This is a genomic window from Herbaspirillum sp. RV1423, assembly GCF_000577615.1.
Classification (GTDB): domain Bacteria; phylum Pseudomonadota; class Gammaproteobacteria; order Burkholderiales; family Burkholderiaceae_D; genus Herbaspirillum.
The window spans coordinates 143555-160667 of sequence record NZ_CBXX010000002.1 but is presented as its reverse complement, the minus strand read 5'-3'; the positions used below and the strand labels follow the sequence as shown (position 1 = coordinate 160667).

17 protein-coding genes are annotated in these 17113 nt (G+C 61.5%); 9 read left to right on the top strand and 8 right to left on the bottom strand.

The annotated features are described in order from the left end of the window. Positions 1-248 precede the first annotated feature (248 nt). On the top strand, positions 249-1538 hold the full coding sequence (locus tag RV1423_RS02555; RefSeq protein ID WP_051516433.1) for an MFS transporter: 1290 nt from the start codon (positions 249-251) through the stop codon (positions 1536-1538). Positions 1539-1609: 71 nt separating this feature from the next. Here the strand turns inward: RV1423_RS02555 and RV1423_RS02550 are convergent, their stop codons facing one another. Beyond that, positions 1610-2515: a glycerophosphodiester phosphodiesterase family protein gene (locus RV1423_RS02550; RefSeq protein ID WP_034292789.1), complete on the bottom strand. Its 906-nt coding sequence runs from the start codon at positions 2513-2515 to the stop codon at positions 1610-1612. Between the two features lie 19 nt (positions 2516-2534). Beyond that, the gene (locus tag RV1423_RS02545; RefSeq protein ID WP_034292787.1) at positions 2535-3734 is read right to left on the bottom strand and encodes a porin; all 1200 of its coding nucleotides are present in this window, start codon (positions 3732-3734) and stop codon (positions 2535-2537) included. A gap of 202 nt (positions 3735-3936) precedes the next feature. Between RV1423_RS02545 and RV1423_RS02540 the strand changes: the two genes are divergently transcribed. The 6 genes from RV1423_RS02540 (at position 3937) to RV1423_RS02515 (ending at position 10194) form a co-directional block, all read left to right on the top strand. Beyond that, positions 3937-4833: a DeoR/GlpR family DNA-binding transcription regulator gene (locus RV1423_RS02540; protein ID WP_051516432.1), complete on the top strand. Its 897-nt coding sequence runs from the start codon at positions 3937-3939 to the stop codon at positions 4831-4833. A 2-nt stretch (positions 4834-4835) separates the two neighbouring features. Then, a complete protein-coding gene (locus RV1423_RS02535) occupies positions 4836-5951 on the top strand; it encodes an ABC transporter ATP-binding protein (protein WP_051516431.1) in 1116 nt (371 codons plus the stop codon). 49 nt (positions 5952-6000) lie between these two features. Next, on the top strand, positions 6001-7275 hold the full coding sequence (locus RV1423_RS02530; RefSeq protein WP_034292785.1) for an ABC transporter substrate-binding protein: 1275 nt from the start codon (positions 6001-6003) through the stop codon (positions 7273-7275). A 339-nt stretch (positions 7276-7614) separates the two neighbouring features. Next, the gene (locus RV1423_RS02525; RefSeq protein WP_051516430.1) at positions 7615-8529 is read left to right on the top strand and encodes a carbohydrate ABC transporter permease; all 915 of its coding nucleotides are present in this window, start codon (positions 7615-7617) and stop codon (positions 8527-8529) included. Beyond that, complete coding sequence (locus tag RV1423_RS02520; RefSeq protein WP_051516429.1) at positions 8526-9374, top strand: carbohydrate ABC transporter permease; 849 nt, start codon at positions 8526-8528, stop codon at positions 9372-9374. Before RV1423_RS02525 ends, RV1423_RS02520 begins: the two co-directional genes overlap by 4 nt. Positions 9375-9405: 31 nt before the next feature. After that, a complete protein-coding gene (locus tag RV1423_RS02515; protein ID WP_034292783.1) occupies positions 9406-10194 on the top strand; it encodes a phosphodiesterase in 789 nt (262 codons plus the stop codon). Positions 10195-10417: 223 nt separating this feature from the next. Here the strand turns inward: RV1423_RS02515 and RV1423_RS02510 are convergent, their stop codons facing one another. From RV1423_RS02510 to RV1423_RS02500, 3 genes are read right to left on the bottom strand one after another with little or no spacing between them, the layout of a single operon-like run. Continuing rightward, positions 10418-11440 carry an ABC transporter substrate-binding protein gene (locus RV1423_RS02510; protein WP_034292781.1) on the bottom strand — a complete coding sequence of 341 codons (1023 nt, stop codon included), beginning with the start codon at positions 11438-11440 and terminating at the stop codon, positions 10418-10420. 43 nt (positions 11441-11483) lie between these two features. Continuing rightward, positions 11484-12356, bottom strand: coding sequence for an ABC transporter permease (locus RV1423_RS02505; RefSeq protein ID WP_034292779.1), 873 nt, complete (start codon positions 12354-12356; stop codon positions 11484-11486). Between the two features lie 28 nt (positions 12357-12384). Then, positions 12385-13188 carry an ABC transporter ATP-binding protein gene (locus tag RV1423_RS02500; protein WP_034292777.1) on the bottom strand — a complete coding sequence of 268 codons (804 nt, stop codon included), beginning with the start codon at positions 13186-13188 and terminating at the stop codon, positions 12385-12387. A gap of 94 nt (positions 13189-13282) precedes the next feature. On the opposite strand from RV1423_RS02500, the gene RV1423_RS02495 reads away from it, so the two are divergent. Next, positions 13283-13978 carry a response regulator transcription factor gene (locus RV1423_RS02495; protein ID WP_034292775.1) on the top strand — a complete coding sequence of 232 codons (696 nt, stop codon included), beginning with the start codon at positions 13283-13285 and terminating at the stop codon, positions 13976-13978. Beyond that, a complete protein-coding gene (locus tag RV1423_RS02490) occupies positions 13975-15354 on the top strand; it encodes a sensor histidine kinase (protein WP_034292774.1) in 1380 nt (459 codons plus the stop codon). Before RV1423_RS02495 ends, RV1423_RS02490 begins: the two co-directional genes overlap by 4 nt. Positions 15355-15357: 3 nt before the next feature. Here RV1423_RS02490 and RV1423_RS02485 read toward each other — a convergent pair whose 3' ends face one another. From RV1423_RS02485 to RV1423_RS02475, 3 genes are all read right to left on the bottom strand, one after another. After that, a complete protein-coding gene (locus RV1423_RS02485) occupies positions 15358-16089 on the bottom strand; it encodes a GGDEF domain-containing protein (protein WP_034292773.1) in 732 nt (243 codons plus the stop codon). Further along, positions 16086-16478 carry a DUF1987 domain-containing protein gene (locus RV1423_RS02480; protein WP_034292771.1) on the bottom strand — a complete coding sequence of 131 codons (393 nt, stop codon included), beginning with the start codon at positions 16476-16478 and terminating at the stop codon, positions 16086-16088. The genes RV1423_RS02485 and RV1423_RS02480 overlap by 4 nt, the downstream gene beginning before the upstream one ends. A gap of 61 nt (positions 16479-16539) precedes the next feature. Next, positions 16540-17106: a SiaB family protein kinase gene (locus tag RV1423_RS02475; RefSeq protein ID WP_034292769.1), complete on the bottom strand. Its 567-nt coding sequence runs from the start codon at positions 17104-17106 to the stop codon at positions 16540-16542. Positions 17107-17113: the final 7 nt, after the last annotated feature.

Here is a 17113-nt window from a genome sequence, read left to right as displayed (position 1 = left end):
GTTGCACCGACACACCGGCTGCATATACTTATCCATCCCGCCATTCAATTAGCGTTTTGTCAGCATTTTGTCAGCATAGGCGCATGCAAGGCTGACAAAATAAACGCATCTTGAAAGCTGTTAGAAAGCTATGAACAGGACGGTTGGGATAGACTCCCTGCCACGGCGTAAAACAAGAAAATCCGCACGCCTGACGCATTGCTCAGAAAACACATAGCCTGAACCTTCGGGCATAACAGAGACATATTATGACCTCTCAAATTTCAGCTCCCTCCTCGAAATTCGCCACGGTCCTGCGGGTCACCAGCGGCAATTTCATGGAAATGTTCGACTTCTTCCTGTTCGGTTTCTACGCCAGCTATATCTCCAAAGCCTTCTTCCCCAGCGGGAACGAATTCGCCTCGCTGATGCTGACTTTCATGACCTTCGGCGCCGGTTTCCTGATGCGTCCGCTGGGCGCGATCATCCTCGGCGCCTATGTCGACCGCGTCGGCCGCCGCCGCGGGCTGATCACGACGCTGGCGCTGATGGCGATCGGCACCATGCTGATCGCTTTCGTGCCGGGCTACGCCAGCATCGGCTTGCTGGCGCCGGCGCTGGTGCTGATCGGCCGCCTGCTGCAAGGCTTCTCGGCCGGCGTGGAACTGGGCGGCGTGTCGGTCTATCTGGCGGAAATGTCCACCCCGGGCAACAAGGGCTTCTACGTCAGTTGGCAATCCGCCAGCCAGCAGGTGGCGATCATCGTCGCCGCCGCGCTCGGCTACGGCCTGAGCAAAACGCTCACGCCGGCGCAGGTCGGCGACTGGGGCTGGCGCGTGCCGTTCTTCATCGGCTGCATGATCGTGCCGGTACTGTTCGTCATCCGCCGTTCGTTGCAGGAAACGGAAGAATTCATGGCGCGCAAACGCAAGCCCAGCCTTTCCGAAATCTTCCGTTCGATGCTGGAGAACTGGAAACTGGTGATCGCCGGCATGATGCTGGTGTCGATGACCACCGTGTCGTTTTACCTGATCACGGTCTACACCCCGACTTTCGGCAAGAACGTGCTCAAGCTGAGCACCGAAGATGCGCTGATCGTGACCTTCTGCATCGGCATTTCCAACTTCATCTGGCTGCCGATCATGGGCGCGCTGTCGGATCGCGTCGGTCGCCGTCCGCTGCTGATCGTGTTCACGCTGCTGACGATTCTGACCGCGTATCCGGCGATGACCTGGCTGGTCGGCGATGCCACGTTCGCCAAGATGCTGATCGTCGAACTGTGGCTGTCTTTCCTGTACGCCAGCTACAACGGCGCAATGGTGGTGGCGCTGACGGAAGTCATGCCGGTCGACGTGCGCACCGCCGGCTTCTCGCTGGCTTACAGCCTGGCGACGGCCGTCTTCGGCGGGTTCACGCCGGCGATCGCCACCGGCCTGATCGAACTGACCCACGACAAGGGCGCACCCGGCTTGTGGATGAGCTTCGCGGCGGTGTGCGGCCTGATCGCCACGCTGGTGCTGTATCGCAAGAAGTCGCTGGCGGTGCCGCTGCCGGCCTGACCGGACCGGTTCAAATAGAAAGCGGGAAGCGGCTTGCGCCCTTCCCGCTTTTTTCACATCCGCCGTTCTTTTTACTTCGCGGCTTCGCGCAGGGCTTTCATCTTCACCGGCGAATCGGTCATCACCACATCCACGCCCAATTGCTGCGCAGTGCGGTAAGCCGCCTGTGAATCCACGCCGAACACGACGACCTTGACGTCAGGATTGGTCTTGAAGCATTTCATTGCCGCCGGCGTCCACCAGTGCGCGACCACTTCCGACACGCCTTCGCCCAGGGTGAACTTCTCGACCACCCTGACCTTGCGTTCCAGCTCGATGCCCGACCAGGTGCCGGCTGCAGGAGGCGCCTCGCAGGCGCCGCCGTTCAACGCGATGCGCGCCAGACGATCCCGCGTGGCGTCGCGCGATTCGAATACGCGCGCCTTGGGCTGCTTCGCCATCAAGGCGATGACATCGGCATCGGTGGAATAGAAACGCACGCGCTGCCAGGCATTTTCTTCCTCGACGACTCTGGCGACTGCCGAGACCAATGCTTCGGCGGGCAATTGCTTCATGTCGATCAGGATCTGTGTGGACGCCGGCACTGCGCGCAGCGCATCGCGCAAGGTCGGCACCTTCACCGGCTGTTGGCGATAGGGATAGCTTTTGTTGCCGGCGGCATCGGTCTCGCCATACATATAGCCAGCATTAAGCGCCATCAGTTGCGCCGCCGTCAGCGTATTCACCAGCCCTTTGCCGTCGGTCAGCGCCGAGACGTCGGCCGGACGATACAGCACCGGCACGCCGTCGCTGGACACCTGTACCGTCATCCACAGGATGTCGGCGCCGTGCTTCAGCGAATTCTGCAGCGTCGGAATGGTGTTCTCCGGACCGTCGCCGGTACCGCCGCGGTGCGCGGCGATCAGCGGATCGGCGCCCGCCGCCAGCGACATGCCGAGCAGCGCGGCGCAAATTGCGTTTTTCAATATCTTGCTCATCGATACCTCCGCGATCGGATCAGAACTTGTGACGGATACCGGCCGTCAGCACGTTCTGGGTATTGCTGGCGCCTGGCGCGACATACAAACCTGGGTTGAACATGTCCGAGGAACGGATGTTGGCGTAAAACAGATAGAGATCGGTGCGCTTGGACAGGAAGTAGTCCACGCCCAGCGAGACCTGCGAAGCCTTGCCATCCTTGGCGCCGACGAATTTGGAGCGCGTCGTGACGAAGTTGGCCAGCAATTGCGTGGTCGGCGTGACGTTATAGTTGACGCCGAAATCGACAAGATTGACCTTGCTGTTGTTGACGCCGCCGAATGTGAACGCCGCGCCGCTGGCTGCGGTGAAACCGGTCATCGCCGCGCCTGCCGCCACCGCCAGCGGCTGCTTCACCTGCGAGAACGAGCCGTACATGCGCACGTCGCCCAGCTTGTAGGAGCCGCCGATCAGGAAGGTCTTGAGCGAGGTGCTGGCGATGCTGCCGGTGGTTGCGCCCGGCGCGATGCCGGAATCGCTCGAACCGGTGAACGTATTTGTCGCCGTCAGCTTGTTCTGGAAATAGGCCGCGCCGAACGACAGCGGACCGTTGCTGTAACTGCCGCCCACGCCGAAGGACTGTCCGGCGCCGGTGGATCCGGCCTGCTCGCCGAAGCCGTACAACGCGCTCAGCGTCACGCCGCCCATCACCGGCGAGTTGTAGCGCACCGAATTATTGACGCGCGAACCTTGCGTGCGGTCGAGATTCAGTGCGTGGATGTTGTTGACCAGGCTGCCGAAATCGAGCGCGCCGTTGTAGGACGAGAGATCGTCGATATAGTCCTTCTGGCGGCCGAGATAGACGGTGCCCATGCCGCCCGACAGGCCGACGATGGCGGTACGGCCGAAGAACAGGCCGCCTTGCGCCAGTTGACCGGTGTCGGCGTTGAAGCCGTTCTCCAGCGTGAAGAGCGCCTTCAATCCGCCGCCCAGGTCTTCCACACCCTTGAAGCCGATGCGCGATCCCTGCGCCACGGCGGTGTCCATACTCAGACGCGCACCGGTGCCGGTGGGATTGGAGGGCGTGGCGTTGGCGACCTTGTCGGTATAGGTCAGGCTGGGATTGATGATCCCGTAGATGGTGACGCCCGATGAGGCGCCGGTGGTTTGCGCATGAGCGCCTCCGAAAACGGACATGCCGGCGGCGGAGAGCGAAATGGCGAGAGCATATTTTTTCATGAATGGTCTTCAGGAAAGTTTAAAAGGAAAAGTACGAGCAGTGGTAAAACTGCTGCGAACTATGCCTTCGATATATGACATCGCCATGACGTTGTGACGATATGAAAACGCAAATACATTCATATGAACGTCACGATCCGGTAACAATCGACAGATAACATTCACAACGTTTTCAAATGAACGAGTGAGTGGATAAGTGAACATGTCGGCGAATCCTGCGGCCAAGTCCGTCGCCAAGCCCGCTTCGCTGCGGCACAACGAAATCATTGCGCTGTTCCGTCAACACGGCTTCATGACGATGGAGGCGCTGGCGGAGCATTTCGCCGTCACCACGCAAACCATCCGGCGCGACATCAACGCCTTGTGCGATGCCGACATCCTGCGCCGGCGACACGGCGGCGCCGAGCTGATCCTGTCGGCGCGCAACCAGCCTTATGACATGCGCCGCATCAACAATCTCGAACAAAAAGCCGAGATCGGCGCGGTGGTGGCGAAACTCATTCCCAATTCGTGCAGCGTGCTCATCGGCATCGGCACCACGCCCGAGCAGGTCGCGCTGGCATTGGCCAAGCATGATCACCTCACCGTCATCACCAACAACCTGCGCGCGGCGTTGGCGCTATCGACCAACCAGAACAACCAGGTCATCGTGCCGGGCGGCACGCTGCGCTTCCCCAATCCGGAAATCCTCGGCAGCGACGCCGACAAACTGTTCCGCAACTTCCGCGCCGACTTCGGCATTTACGGCGTCGGCGGCGTGGACACCGACGGCACGCTGCTCGACTTCGATCGCATGGAATCGAGTTCGCGCCATGCGTTGCGCGAGAGTTGCCGCACCCAGATACTGGTGACCGACAACTCCAAGTTCGGCCGCCAGGCGCCGGTTCGCGGCGGGCATCTGTCCGATCCCGACATCCTGGTCACCGACAGTCCCCTGAGCCCGACGCTGGCCGCCATGCTGGCCGGCAACACGCGTGTCGTCATCACCTCGCTGGAGCGCGACGCCGATCTTGCGAGCGACCCGGCATCGGCCGCGACAACATCGGCGGATACCGCCGCAACCGGCTCGGCCATGACCGCCATCGCCGCAGGAAAATGACCATGAACGACATCGCCATCCGCCTCTGCGGCATCAGCAAATCCTGGGGTGCGCACCAGGTCATCAAATCGCTCGACCTGGAATTCGAGCGTGGCCAGTTGGTCGCCCTGCTCGGCCCGTCCGGCTGCGGCAAATCGACCCTGCTGCGCCTGCTGGCGGGACTGGAGACGCCCGACAGCGGCCGCGTCGAGATCGACGGCAAAGACGTCACCGCCGCCGCGCCGTCGGCGCGCGGCCTGTCGATGGTGTTTCAGTCGTATGCGCTGTTCCCGCATCTGAACGTCGCCGAGAACATCTGCTTCGGCATGCAGGTGCGCGGCGTGCATGCCGCCGAACGCCGCCAGCGTCTGCACGACGCGCTGGCGCTGACCAATCTGCTGGGACTGGAGCAACGCAAGCCGGCGCAATTGTCCGGCGGCCAGCGCCAGCGCGTGGCATTGGCGCGCGCCATCGTGGCAGGCCATTCGATCTGCCTGATGGACGAACCTCTGTCCAACCTCGACGCCAAGCTGCGCCATTCGGTGCGCCATGAAATCCGCGCGCTGCAACAGCGGCTCGGCATGACCGTGGTCTACGTCACGCACGATCAGACCGAAGCCATGGGCATGGCCGACAAGATCGTGCTGATGAACGGCGGCGGCATTGTCCAGAGCGGCACGCCCTCAGAGTTGTACGAGACGCCCGCCAACGCATTCTCGGGCGCCTTCATCGGCAGCCCGCCGATGATGCTGATGGCTGCGGAGAAACTCCCGGCGGCGCTGCAAGCCGGCGTGGTTCCCGCCGATGACGTTGCCGCCGGCTACCTGATCGGCGTGCGGCCGGAGCATTTCCACATCGTCGCGCCGTCTTCCACCGAACTGTTCGGCACCGTGACCGGCGTCGAATTCCAGGGCGCGGAATCCTACATCTACCTCGACCTGCCGGGCGGCGACAGCATCATCGTGCGCAGTCCCGAAAAGACCGGCCTGAAACTCGGCGACCGCATCGGCCTGGGATGGCATCCCGCGCATATGCATGTCTTTGCGGCGGAAGACGGACGCCGCCTGTCGCCGCCATCCGGTCCGGCTGCCACCGCTCACGTACGCGTGGCGCAAGACGCCGCACCGCTCGCAATTTAAGAATCACCCTGTGCTTTTCAACATGAACCTCCCTCAAAAAGGAACAGCAATGCTGAGCAAACTCATCAAAAAAACAGCCCTGGCGGCAATTTTTGCCGGTGCATTGACCGCAGCATCGTCGGCGTCGGCCGCAACCGAACTGACCATGTACTACCCGATCGCCGTCGGCGGCCCGCTGACCGACGTGATCGACGGCATGATCAACGACTTCCAGAAGTCCAATCCGGAGATCAAGGTCAAGGCGGTCTACTCCGGCAACTATGACGAAACCCGCGTGCGCGCGCTGTCGGCCATCAAGGGCGGGCAGCCTGCGCAATTGTCGGTGCTCGGCGCGCTCGACACCTACGACCTGATCGACCAGAACCTGATCGAACCGTTCGACAAGGTCGCCACCAGCGCCGAAGACAAGGCCTGGCTGCAAAGCTTCTACCCCGGCCTGATGGCCAACGGCACCATCGGCGGCCATGTCTGGGGTATTCCGTTCCAGCGCTCGACCATCGTGATGTTCTACAACAAGGACATGTTCCGCGCCGCCGGCCTGAACCCGGATGCGCCGCCAAAGACCTGGAAGGAAATGCTGGCCGCCGCCGCCAAGCTGACCGGCAAGGACAGGTACGGCCTGATGGTGCCGTCGACCGGTTATCCGTACTGGATGTTCCAGGCCTTCGCGATCCAGAACGGCGTGTCGCTGATGAACAAGGAAGGTACGCAGGTCTACTTCAACACGCCGGCCGCCGTCGAGGCATTGGAATTCTGGCGTTCGCTGGCCGCGACGCATCACGTCAGCCCGGCCGGCGCGATTGAATGGGGCACGCTGCGCCAGGCTTTCGTGCAAGGCCAGACCGCGATGATGTGGCACACGACCGGCAACCTGACGGCCGTCAAGAAGGAAGCCAAGTTCGATTTCGGCGTCGCCATGCTGCCGGCCAACAAGCAGCCCGGTTCGCCGGTCGGCGGCGGCAACTTCTACCTGTTCAAGGGTTCGACGCCCGCACAGCAAGCCGCTTCGGTCACTTTCGTGCGCTGGATGACGGCGCCGGAACGCGCCGCGCAATGGTCGATCGCCACCGGCTATGTCGGCACCAGCCCGGCCTCGTACAACACGCCGGCCCTGCGCGACTATGCCAAGTCATTCCCGCAGGCCCTGGTGGCGCGCGACCAGTTGGCGGTAGCGATCCCGGAGTTCTCGACCGAGCAGACCGCGCGCGTACGTGAAGCCTTGTCGAATGCCGTACAAGCCGCGCTGACCGGCACCAAGACCTCGAAGCAGGCGCTCGATGAAGCGCAAGCCACGGCCGAACGCCTGTTGAAGCCTTACCGTTAATCGCTGACAAGCTGCAAACCTTGTACCGCTGTCGTCCTGACGAAAGTCAGGACCCAGTGTCGTAGCGACGGTCGTCACGACACTGGGTCCCAGCGTGCGCTGGGACGACAGCGCAAAACAGGAAAATGCCTGACTGACCGGCGCCAAGACGTTGAAGCAGGCGCTCGATGAAGCGCAAGTCGCGGCCGAACGCCTGCTGAAACCTTACTGCCAGTTCCTTGCAATGCCGTCGTCCTGACGAAAGTCAGGACCCAGTGTCGTAGCGACGGTCGTCACGACACTGGGTCCCAGCGTGCGCCGGGACGATGGCGAAAAATCCGACCACCGGACAAGATCCTGATGAACCAAGCAACATCTCGCATAGCGTCGGCCAATCCGGCCGAACGCCGTCTGCACAACCTGTTCGGCTGGGGCCTGTTGACGCCTTCGCTGATCCTGCTGACGCTGTTCGCGTTCTATCCGATGCTCGCGACCTTGTGGAGCAGCTTTTTTTCACGCGGCACGGCGCGCCGCCCGAGCGTGTTCAACGGCATCGACAATTACCGCGACCTGCTGGCCGATCCGACCTTCTGGCAAGTCGCCGGCAACAACTTGCTGTATGCCGGCGTCACCGTCCCGGTATCGATCGCGCTGGCGCTCGGCATGGCCTTGTGGGCCAACGCCCGCATCGGCGGACGCGGGCTGGTGCGCACCGCTTTTTTCACGCCGACCATGCTGCCGATGATCGCCGCCGCCAACCTGTGGCTGTTCTTTTACACGCCCGGCCTCGGCCTGCTCGATCATGTCACGGCATTGTTCGGCATCGGGCCGACCAACTGGCTCGGCCAGTCCGGCACGGCATTGTGGTCCGTGATGGCGGTGACGATCTGGAAGGAATCCGGATTTTTCATGATCTTTTATCTCGCCGCGCTGCAGGCGATTCCGCCGGACCTGCGCGAGGCCGCGCGCATCGAAGGCGTCGGACGCTGGGCATATATGCGCCGCGTCTTGCTGCCGCTGCTGATGCCGACCACGCTGTTCGTACTGATCAATGCGCTGATCAATTCGGTGCGTTTGATCGACCATCTGTTCATCCTGACCAAGGGCGGCCCCGACAACGCCTCCAAGCTGATCTTGTACTGGATCTGGGAAATGGCCTTCGCCTATCTCGACCAGGCCGGCGCCGCCGTGATGACCGTGCTGGTGCTTGCCGCGCTGGGACTGATCGCCGCGCTGCAATTCATGTTCTTTGACCGACGCATCCATTACCGATGAATACCGCCACCTTTTCCGCTCCGGCTGCCGCCGCCCACGACCGCTTCTGGAACATCGTCGACACCGTCGGCGCCTGGGTGCTGGCGCTGCTGTGGATCACGCCGCTGCTGTTTGCGCTGTGGGCCGCCTTCCATACCGCCAGCGCCGCCCTGGGGCTGGACTGGCGCGCGCCGCTGATCCTCGACAACTTCCGCCAGGCCTGGCAGGCGGCGCCGTGGCTGCGCTATTTCCTCAATACCTTCGTGCTGGTCAGCCTGATCCTGATCGGCCAGTTCACGCTCTGCACGCTGGCCGGATTCGCCTTTGCGCGCTTTCAGTTCGCCGGCAAGAACCTTGTGTTCGTGCTGGTGCTGCTGCAATTGTTCGTGCTGCCGGAAATCCTGATCGTCGAGAACTATGCGATGGTGACGCGCCTGGGCCTGTTCGATACGCCGCTGGGCATGGCGGTGCCGTATATGGCCAGCGCCTTCGGCATCTTCCTGCTGCGCCAGGCTTTCATGCAGATCCCGCGCGAACTGGAAGAAGCCGCGCGCATCGAAGGCTGCGGCTGGTTCGGCGTGCTGTGGCGCGTGTACGTGCCGGCCGCCAGGCCGGTATATCTGGCTTATGCGCTGGTGTCGGTCGCGACGCACTGGAACAATTTCCTGTGGCCGCTGATCGTCACCAACTCGCCGGCGACGCGGCCGCTGACGGTGGGCCTGTCGCTGTTCGGCGCGCCGGAAAGCGGCGTCAACATTTCCATCGTCAGCGCCGCCACGCTGATGGCGATTGCGCCGCTGCTGGCCGGTTTCCTCGTGTTCCAACGCCAATTCATCCAGGCTTTCCTGCGTGCGGGAATCCGCTGACACCTCTTTCAAGATTTAAGAATATTCCCCGATGAAAGTCATACAAATTACCGACATCCATCTGACGCCGGATGGAAACCTGCTGTTCGGCGAAGATCCGGTGACGCGCTTTCGCACCTGCGTCGCCCACGTCAACCAGCATCATCCCGACGCCGACCTGTGCGTCCTCACCGGCGACCTCGCGCACGACGGCGACGAAGCTTCGTACCGCATCCTGGCCGACTGCCTGAAAGAATTGGCATTGCCGGTGCGCTTGTTGCTCGGCAACCATGACGAGCGTCCGGCATTCCGCAAGGTCTTTGCCGATGCGCCGGTCGACGGCAACGGCTTCGTCCAGGGCGTGCATGACGCCGGCGCGGCGCGCCTGGTTTTCCTCGACACCAAAGAACCCGGCACCCACGAAGGCCGCCTGTGCGCCGATCGCCTGGAATGGCTGGATCGCACGCTGGCCGAAGCCGGCGAACGGCAGGTCTATCTGTTTTCACACCATCCGCCGTTCGAGCTGGATTTGCCTTCGATGGACTGGATACGCCTGCGCGAAGAAGCTGACCTGCGCGCACTGGTGAGGAAGCACGGCAACGTGCGTTATATGTTTTCCGGCCATGTGCATCGTCCCTCGGGCGGCACCTGGTACGGCACGCCGTTCGCCACCGTACCCGGCACCAATCACCAGCACGCGCTCGATTTCGCATTGACCGGCCCGGCGACGACGTCGATGGAGCCGCCCGCCTATGCTGTACTGAGCTTGCGCGACGCCGGTGTTGTGGTGCATTACCATGCCTTCATGGATCAGTCGGAACAGTTTCCTTATTACGGCTGAGGCTTGTTTTCCAACAAGCGCGGCGAGTAACTTCACCGTCATCCCGGCGAACGCCGGGACCCGGTATCTTTAAAGCGACCGATACGACGCCGGGTCCTGACTTTCGTCAGGACGACAAGGAAGCGAGAACCGACAAGGATGTTCAACGCGACTGCAAAAAAAACGGGGCGGCACACCGTGCACGCCCCGTTTCCATCGGACATTCCGGAACCGGAACGTCTGATTAACTGCCTTTGCGCGTCTTGAATGCAGGAACGAACAGATCCGACCACACCGCAGGCTTGGTCTTGATGGTGCCGGCCTTGTCCATGAACACCACGTATTGCATGATGTCTTCCGGCGTGGTGGTGAATTGCGTATCGGGATCGGCCAGCATCTTCTCGACTTCATCCTGCGTCAGCTTCATCTTCGACACGCGCAGGAAAGTCTCGGCCGCGCCCTTGCGGTTCTTGGCGATGTAGGCGTTGGCTTCTTCCTGTGCTTCCATGAAGGCTTGCGTCAGCTTGGGATTCTTTTCGGTGAACTGCTTGAGCGCGAACACCACGTCGATGGTGATATGGCCCAAGACATCGGAAGAATTCAGCACGCGCTTGATCTTGGGATCTTTGACTTCCTGGTAGGAAAACGGCGGCGAGGTGAAGTGCGCCGTGATCTCGGTCTTGCCCGACAACAGCGAGCCGAGCGCTTCCGGATGGCTCAGGCTGACGGTGAACGGATCGAGCTTGGCGTAATTCTCGATGCCGAACGTCTTGGCGGCAGCCATTTGCAGCAGCACCGCCGACAGCGAGGTCTTGATGCCGGGGATGGCGATCTTGTCCTTGGAAGTGAAATCCTTGAGCGACTTGATGTTCGGATTATTGGTGTTGAGCCACAGCGGCGAGGTGCTCAACGCACCCAGTCCGATGACTTCCGAACGCGGAATGCCGTGCGCCTTGGACCACAGTGTGATGAAACCGGGCGCGCCGGTGCCGGCAATGTCCAGGTTGCCGGCCAGCATCGCGTCGTTGATCACGTTGCCGCCGTCGAGCAGCGCCCAGGTGGTCTTGACGTCGCCCAGGCCGAGCGCCTTGGCATGCTTCTCGATCAGGCCCTGGTCGCGGATCACCATCAGCGGCAGGTACAGCAAGCCGTAGCCATGCGACAGCCGCACCATCGGCGCTTCGGCGCGGGCCGGAACAGTCGCGGCCAGCATGGACAGGCCCAGCGTTGCGGCCATCATCAGTTTGGAAAAATGTCTGCGCTTCATGTAGTCTCCTTTGGAAGGTGTCGATTTATATCGTTTTTAAGAATTAGTGTTGCATGCCCCAGCGATGAATCGTCCTTTTTTCGATGTTGGCGAAAATCAGGTTTTCAACAAACAGGCCGATCATGATCACGAAGAACAATCCCGAGAACACATTGGCCGTTTCAAGCTGGTTGCGGTTTTCAAAGATGTACCAGCCCAGGCCGCCGGTGCCGGACGAGACGCCGAACACCAGCTCGGCCGCGATCAGCGTGCGCCAGGCAAACGCCCAGCCCACCTTGAGGCCGGTCAGGATGCTCGGAAAAGCCGCCGGGATCAGGATGGAACGCACCAGCGAAAAGCGCTTGAGGCCGTAGTTCTGCCCGACCATGCGCAAGGTGTTCGACACCGAGCGGAAACCGCCGTGCGTATTCAGCGCCACCGCCCACAGGACCGAGTGCACCAGCACGAAAATGATGCTGCCGGTGCCGAGGCCGAACCAGATCAGCGCCAGCGGCAGCAAGGCGATCGCCGGCAGCGGATTGAACATCGACGTCAATGTCTCGAGCAAATCGTTGCCGATGCGCGAGCTGATCGCCACCGTGGTCAGCAAGCCGGCCAGCAGAATGCCGAGGCCGTAGCCGATCAGCAGCGTTTGCAGCGACACGGCGGCGCGTTGCAGCAACACGCCGCTGCTGATGCCGCTCAGGAAAGCGTGCAGGGTTTCGCTGAAGCTCGGGAACAGCAGCGAATTGTCCAGCCAGCGGCCGTAGACCTCCCAGATCAGCGCCAGCACCAGCAGGATCGCCGTCTTGCGGATCCAGCCGATGCGATAGATCGACTCGAACGCCGACAGCGGGCGCTGGACTTCGGCGATGGCGTTGCGGTTCGGCTCGACGATGATTTCCGGACGCACGAAAAGCGTGTGGTTTTTGCTCATGGCAATGTCTCTCTTTTCTCTATTTTTTTCAATGCGCGAACAGCATGTCGTTGATGCGCTGCTCAAGCTGGGCCTGGCTGGCGGTGCCCATTTCTTCGGACGGGATGCTGTTGAGCTCGGCCCTGACCTGACCCGGATGCGGCGACAGCAGCAGGATGCGGGTGCCGATGCGGACCGCTTCCTCGATCGAATGGGTGACGAACAGCACCGTGAAATTGGTATCGTCCCACAGGCGCAGCAGTTCGTCCTGCATCTTGCGACGCGTCAGCGCGTCGAGCGCGGCGAAGGGTTCATCCATCAGCAGCACGTCCGGCTCCATCGCCATGCCGCGCGCGATCGACACGCGCTGCTTCATGCCGCCCGACAAGGTGTGCGGATAGCTGTCGATGAACTTGGCCAGGCCGACCTTTTCGATGTAGTAGGAGGCGCGATCCGACGCCTCCTTGCCTTGCAGGCGGCCGCTGGCGTGCAGCGCGAATTCGACGTTCTGGCGCACGGTCTTCCACGGCAGCAACTGGTCGAATTCCTGGAACACCATCATGCGGTCCGGACCGGGCTGGGTCACTTCCTTGCCCTTCAGGCGGATCTTGCCGCTGGTCGGCTGCAGATAACCGCCGATGGCCTTGAGCAGGGTCGACTTGCCGCAACCGGACGGGCCAAGCAAAATGTAGCGGTCGGACGGATGGACGTTGAAGCTGACCTGCTGCGTCGCAGTGACCAGCGAGTCGGAGGTTTTGTATTGCAGGGTGACGTTGTCGATTTCCAGCAAGGGCCTGGAAGGATCCACAGGCGTGGAGGAAGACTGCAGCGCGGCTGCCTGATCAATTTTCACGATATCTCCTGAAGGTGCTTTTATAAATTCTGTGAAGAATGCTAATCTCGCAAGCTGTAACGAAACTGACATAACCAATTACCCGGACTCTCCAATGCGCATACTCCTGGTCGAAGACACGGCCGACGTCGCCGAGGCGATCGTCGCCCACCTGTCGCGCATCGGCCATACGGTGGAGTGGCAAAGCAAGGGCAACGACGCTGCCCGGCTCGTCACCGATCCTTACGACCTGTTGATCCTCGACGTGATGCTGCCGCAGCAGGACGGTTTTTCGCTGCTCAGGCGCGTGCGCGAAAAGGGCCTGGCCACGCCGGTGCTGATGCTGACCGCCTGCGCCGAAATCGAGGAACGCGTGCGTGCGCTCGACCTCGGCGCCGACGATTACCTGATCAAGCCTTTCGATTTCCGCGAGCTGGAAGCGCGCATCCGGGTTTTGCTGCGGCGCAGCGGCGGCGAGGCGACCAATCTGCTGACCTGCGCCAACCTGACCATCGATCGCAAGAGCCGCACCGCCGCGCTGGACGGCCTGCCGCTGGAATTGACGCGGCGCGAAGTGACGCTGCTCGAGATCATCGCCGCCCGTCCGGGCCGCATCTTCGCCAAGGATGAACTGATCGACCGCCTGTTCAGCGTCGACGATACGCCCAATGCCAATACGGTCGAACAATATATCGGCCGCCTGCGCAAGAAACTGGCCGGCGCCGGTTTTGAAATCCGCACGCTGCGCGGCCTCGGCTATCAGTTGGTGCTGCTGCCGGCCGGCGCCGATGCCGCGGCGCATCAGCCATGATCATCGCGGGACGCTCGCTGTACACGCGGCTGGTCATGCGCGTGGGCATCGTGCTGACCGTCAGCTCGACCGTCCTGCTGGTCGCCATCTGGATTTCCACCCAGCTCGCGGCCAACGAAGCCTATGACCGCATCCTCGCCGGCAGCGCGCTGCAGATCGCCGAAAACACCTGGTACCAGAACGGCGCCGTCAACGTCGACGTGCCGCTGGCGGCCTTCTCCATGCTCACCGCCGGCGACCAGGTGTTCTATGTCGTGGTCGATCCGGACGGCCGCACGGTAGCCGGCGATCCCGATTTCAAACCGGAGATTCCCTGGAACAAGCTGGAAGACGGACCGTTGCTGCAGGACGGCGCTTACCTCGACACGCCCGTGCGCATGGCCGTCATCGGCCGCCGCATGCCGGTCGCGGGCGATCATCCGTGGGCGGTCATCGTGCTGGCGCAAACCAACAATGCCCGCCTCTCGTTCGCCAAGAGCGTCGGCACGCGCGCGTTGCTGGTGATCCTTGCGATGGGTGTGCTGACCCTGATTGCGGCGATGTTCACGCTCTACCAGGCGCTGTCGCCATTGAAGAAAATCGAAGCGGCGATCCGCGAACGCGACCTCAACGACCTGTCGCCGCTGTCGATCACCGTGCCGGTCGAAACGCATGCGCTGGTCAGTTCGATCAATGCCTTCATGCAACGGCTGGCGGTGCATCGCGCCACCATGCGCCGCGTCATCGGCGACGCCGCGCACCAGTTGCGCACGCCGGTAACGGCATTGATTTCGCAGATGGAGTTGTTGTCGGTGCAAGGCAGCGAAGAAGGACGGCGCCATCATCTTGAGCGGCTGCGCGACCGCACGCGCCATCTCGGCGCCCTGATCAACCAGTTGATCAACCATGCGATGGTGCAGCACCGCAGCGATACCGTCGCCCTGGAAAGCATCGACCTGGCCCAACTGGTGCGCCAGGAAATGGCCGACATGCTGTCGCATCAGGAGCGCCGGCTCGACCTCGCCGTGGAAGCGCCGGAGCAGCCCTGCCTGATCATGGGCGACGCCGTCAGTTTGCGCGAAGCGATCAAGAACGTGCTCGGCAATGCGCTGCAATACGGCGCCGCGAGTTTCCTGCATGTGCAATTGGAAGGCAAGGACGAGCAGATCGAACTGCGCGTCATCGACGACGGCCCCGGCATTCCCGAAGCCGAGTGGGAGCGCATCCGCAAGCCGTTTTCTCCGCGCGGCGGCGAGCGCGTCGGCGCCAGTCTGGGCTTGTCCATCGTCGAGGAAGTCATGCGCGCCCACGGCGGCCAGTTGCGCTTCGGCTATAGCGGCGCGGGCAGCTTCATGGTGGTGCTTAGCTTTCCGGCGCAAACGGATGCGCCGGCTTGACGGCTACAGAGACACTGCCGACGCTTGCGATTCGCGTTCGACGCGATTACGGCCGCCGTGCTTGGCTTTGTACAATGCCGCGTCGGCGCGCGCATAGGCGTCTTCGAAATCACTCCCTGCTCCGCTCCAGGAAACGCCGAAGCTCGCCGTTACCGGGCGCGACGGCAGGCAAGGGAAAACTTCCTGCATGATTGAAATCCTGATTTTTTCCGCCAGCACCACAGCGTCGTCGAGAGCGACTTCGGGCAACAGAACCGTAAACTCTTCGCCGCCGACGCGGCCTATCTCGCCTTTGCCGTCCAGCGTAATGCGCAAGCGGTTCACCAGCTCGCGAATGACGGCGTCGCCGGCCGGATGCCCGAACTCGTCATTGATGCTTTTGAAAAAATCGATGTCGAGAACGACAAGTGACAATGCCGAATTCTTGAGGAAATGATGCGCACGCTCAAAAACGGCACCACGGTTCAACGCGCCCGTGAGATTGTCATGCCTTGCCTTGTAATCCAGTTCATCGCTGAGCTGCTTCAGCCTGGAATTCAGTTGATTCAACTCGAGCTCGGTGCGGTCGCTGCGGGCGATCAGGCGCCGGCTTTCCCGCATGAGCCGACCATAGCCCTGGACCAGTTCTTCCAGCGTCAGGCGATATTGGGCAAGATCCTCGGTGCCGCTTGCCGCGACCTGCGTGGCGCGCGCCAGGATGGCCGTTTCCACCTCGAAAAGATCAACGCCCTTCATGAGCTTTTCACCGCTTGATCGCGAAACGTGAGATTCGGAAAATCCTCGCTCAGCTCTTGCCCGAACTCGAATATGGTGTCGTCTTCTTCGTCATGGTACCAATTGAGAACGACCTCGGTGCCGGACTTCGCCTTTTCATTGAGCGTCCCGAACAGGGAAAACAGCATCTTGGTGCTGGAGCTGTTGAAGTAAGCCAGCGCCACATTCACCGTGATGGCTGCGGCAAGCGCGTCCTGCTCCAGGAACTGGCGCAGGACGGCAATGATGTCGCCCCAGAATTGCGCCGCGTTCTCAGGGTAGGACTCCCCTTTCAGGGACAGCAGGCGCTCGTCAAAACGAAAATCCACTTCGGGAGAACTCGGGCTAGCCGCTATAAATAGATTATCCATATACTCATTCTTAAATCAGACAGGCCGCGAAAAAAACGGATTTTCCGCCGCATGCTGTTGGTCAGATAGTCGCTCTTAAATAAAACATCGATGTGCCGTCGACGGTCGGAGACGAGAACTCGAATTCCAGCGGCGCGCTCGCATCGCGCGCCATCGTCAGAAAACCCAGACCAGCCCCTTTGCTGTCTGCCGGAGTCTCCGCCCGCAACATTTCTTTGTATTCCCGCTTGATCTCGTCAATTGTAAGCGACCGCAGATGCTCCAGCTTCTCGCGCAACTTCTCGGCGACGTCGGCATTGACGGGATTGGCGCAATGGAGATAGTAGCGCTCGTCGGTCAGCGAAATGAACACCGCACCGTGGCGGATCGACGGCTCGGCATGTCCCTCTTTTTCGTAGGAGTCCGCCGAATAATGCACGATATTCTGCGCCATCTCGATGAATGAAGAAAACAACTTCCTGCGCGTCAGCGCCACGGCGCCGACATGCTCGACGCGCAGCTTGACGGCGTCCGCCATCGCCGCGATGATGGTTTGCGAAAAATAACCCATATAGTAAAAGATGACATCGCGCCGCTCCACATAGCGGTGAAAATCATCCCATTGCTGCTGCATTCCATTGACATCCATCTGTCGC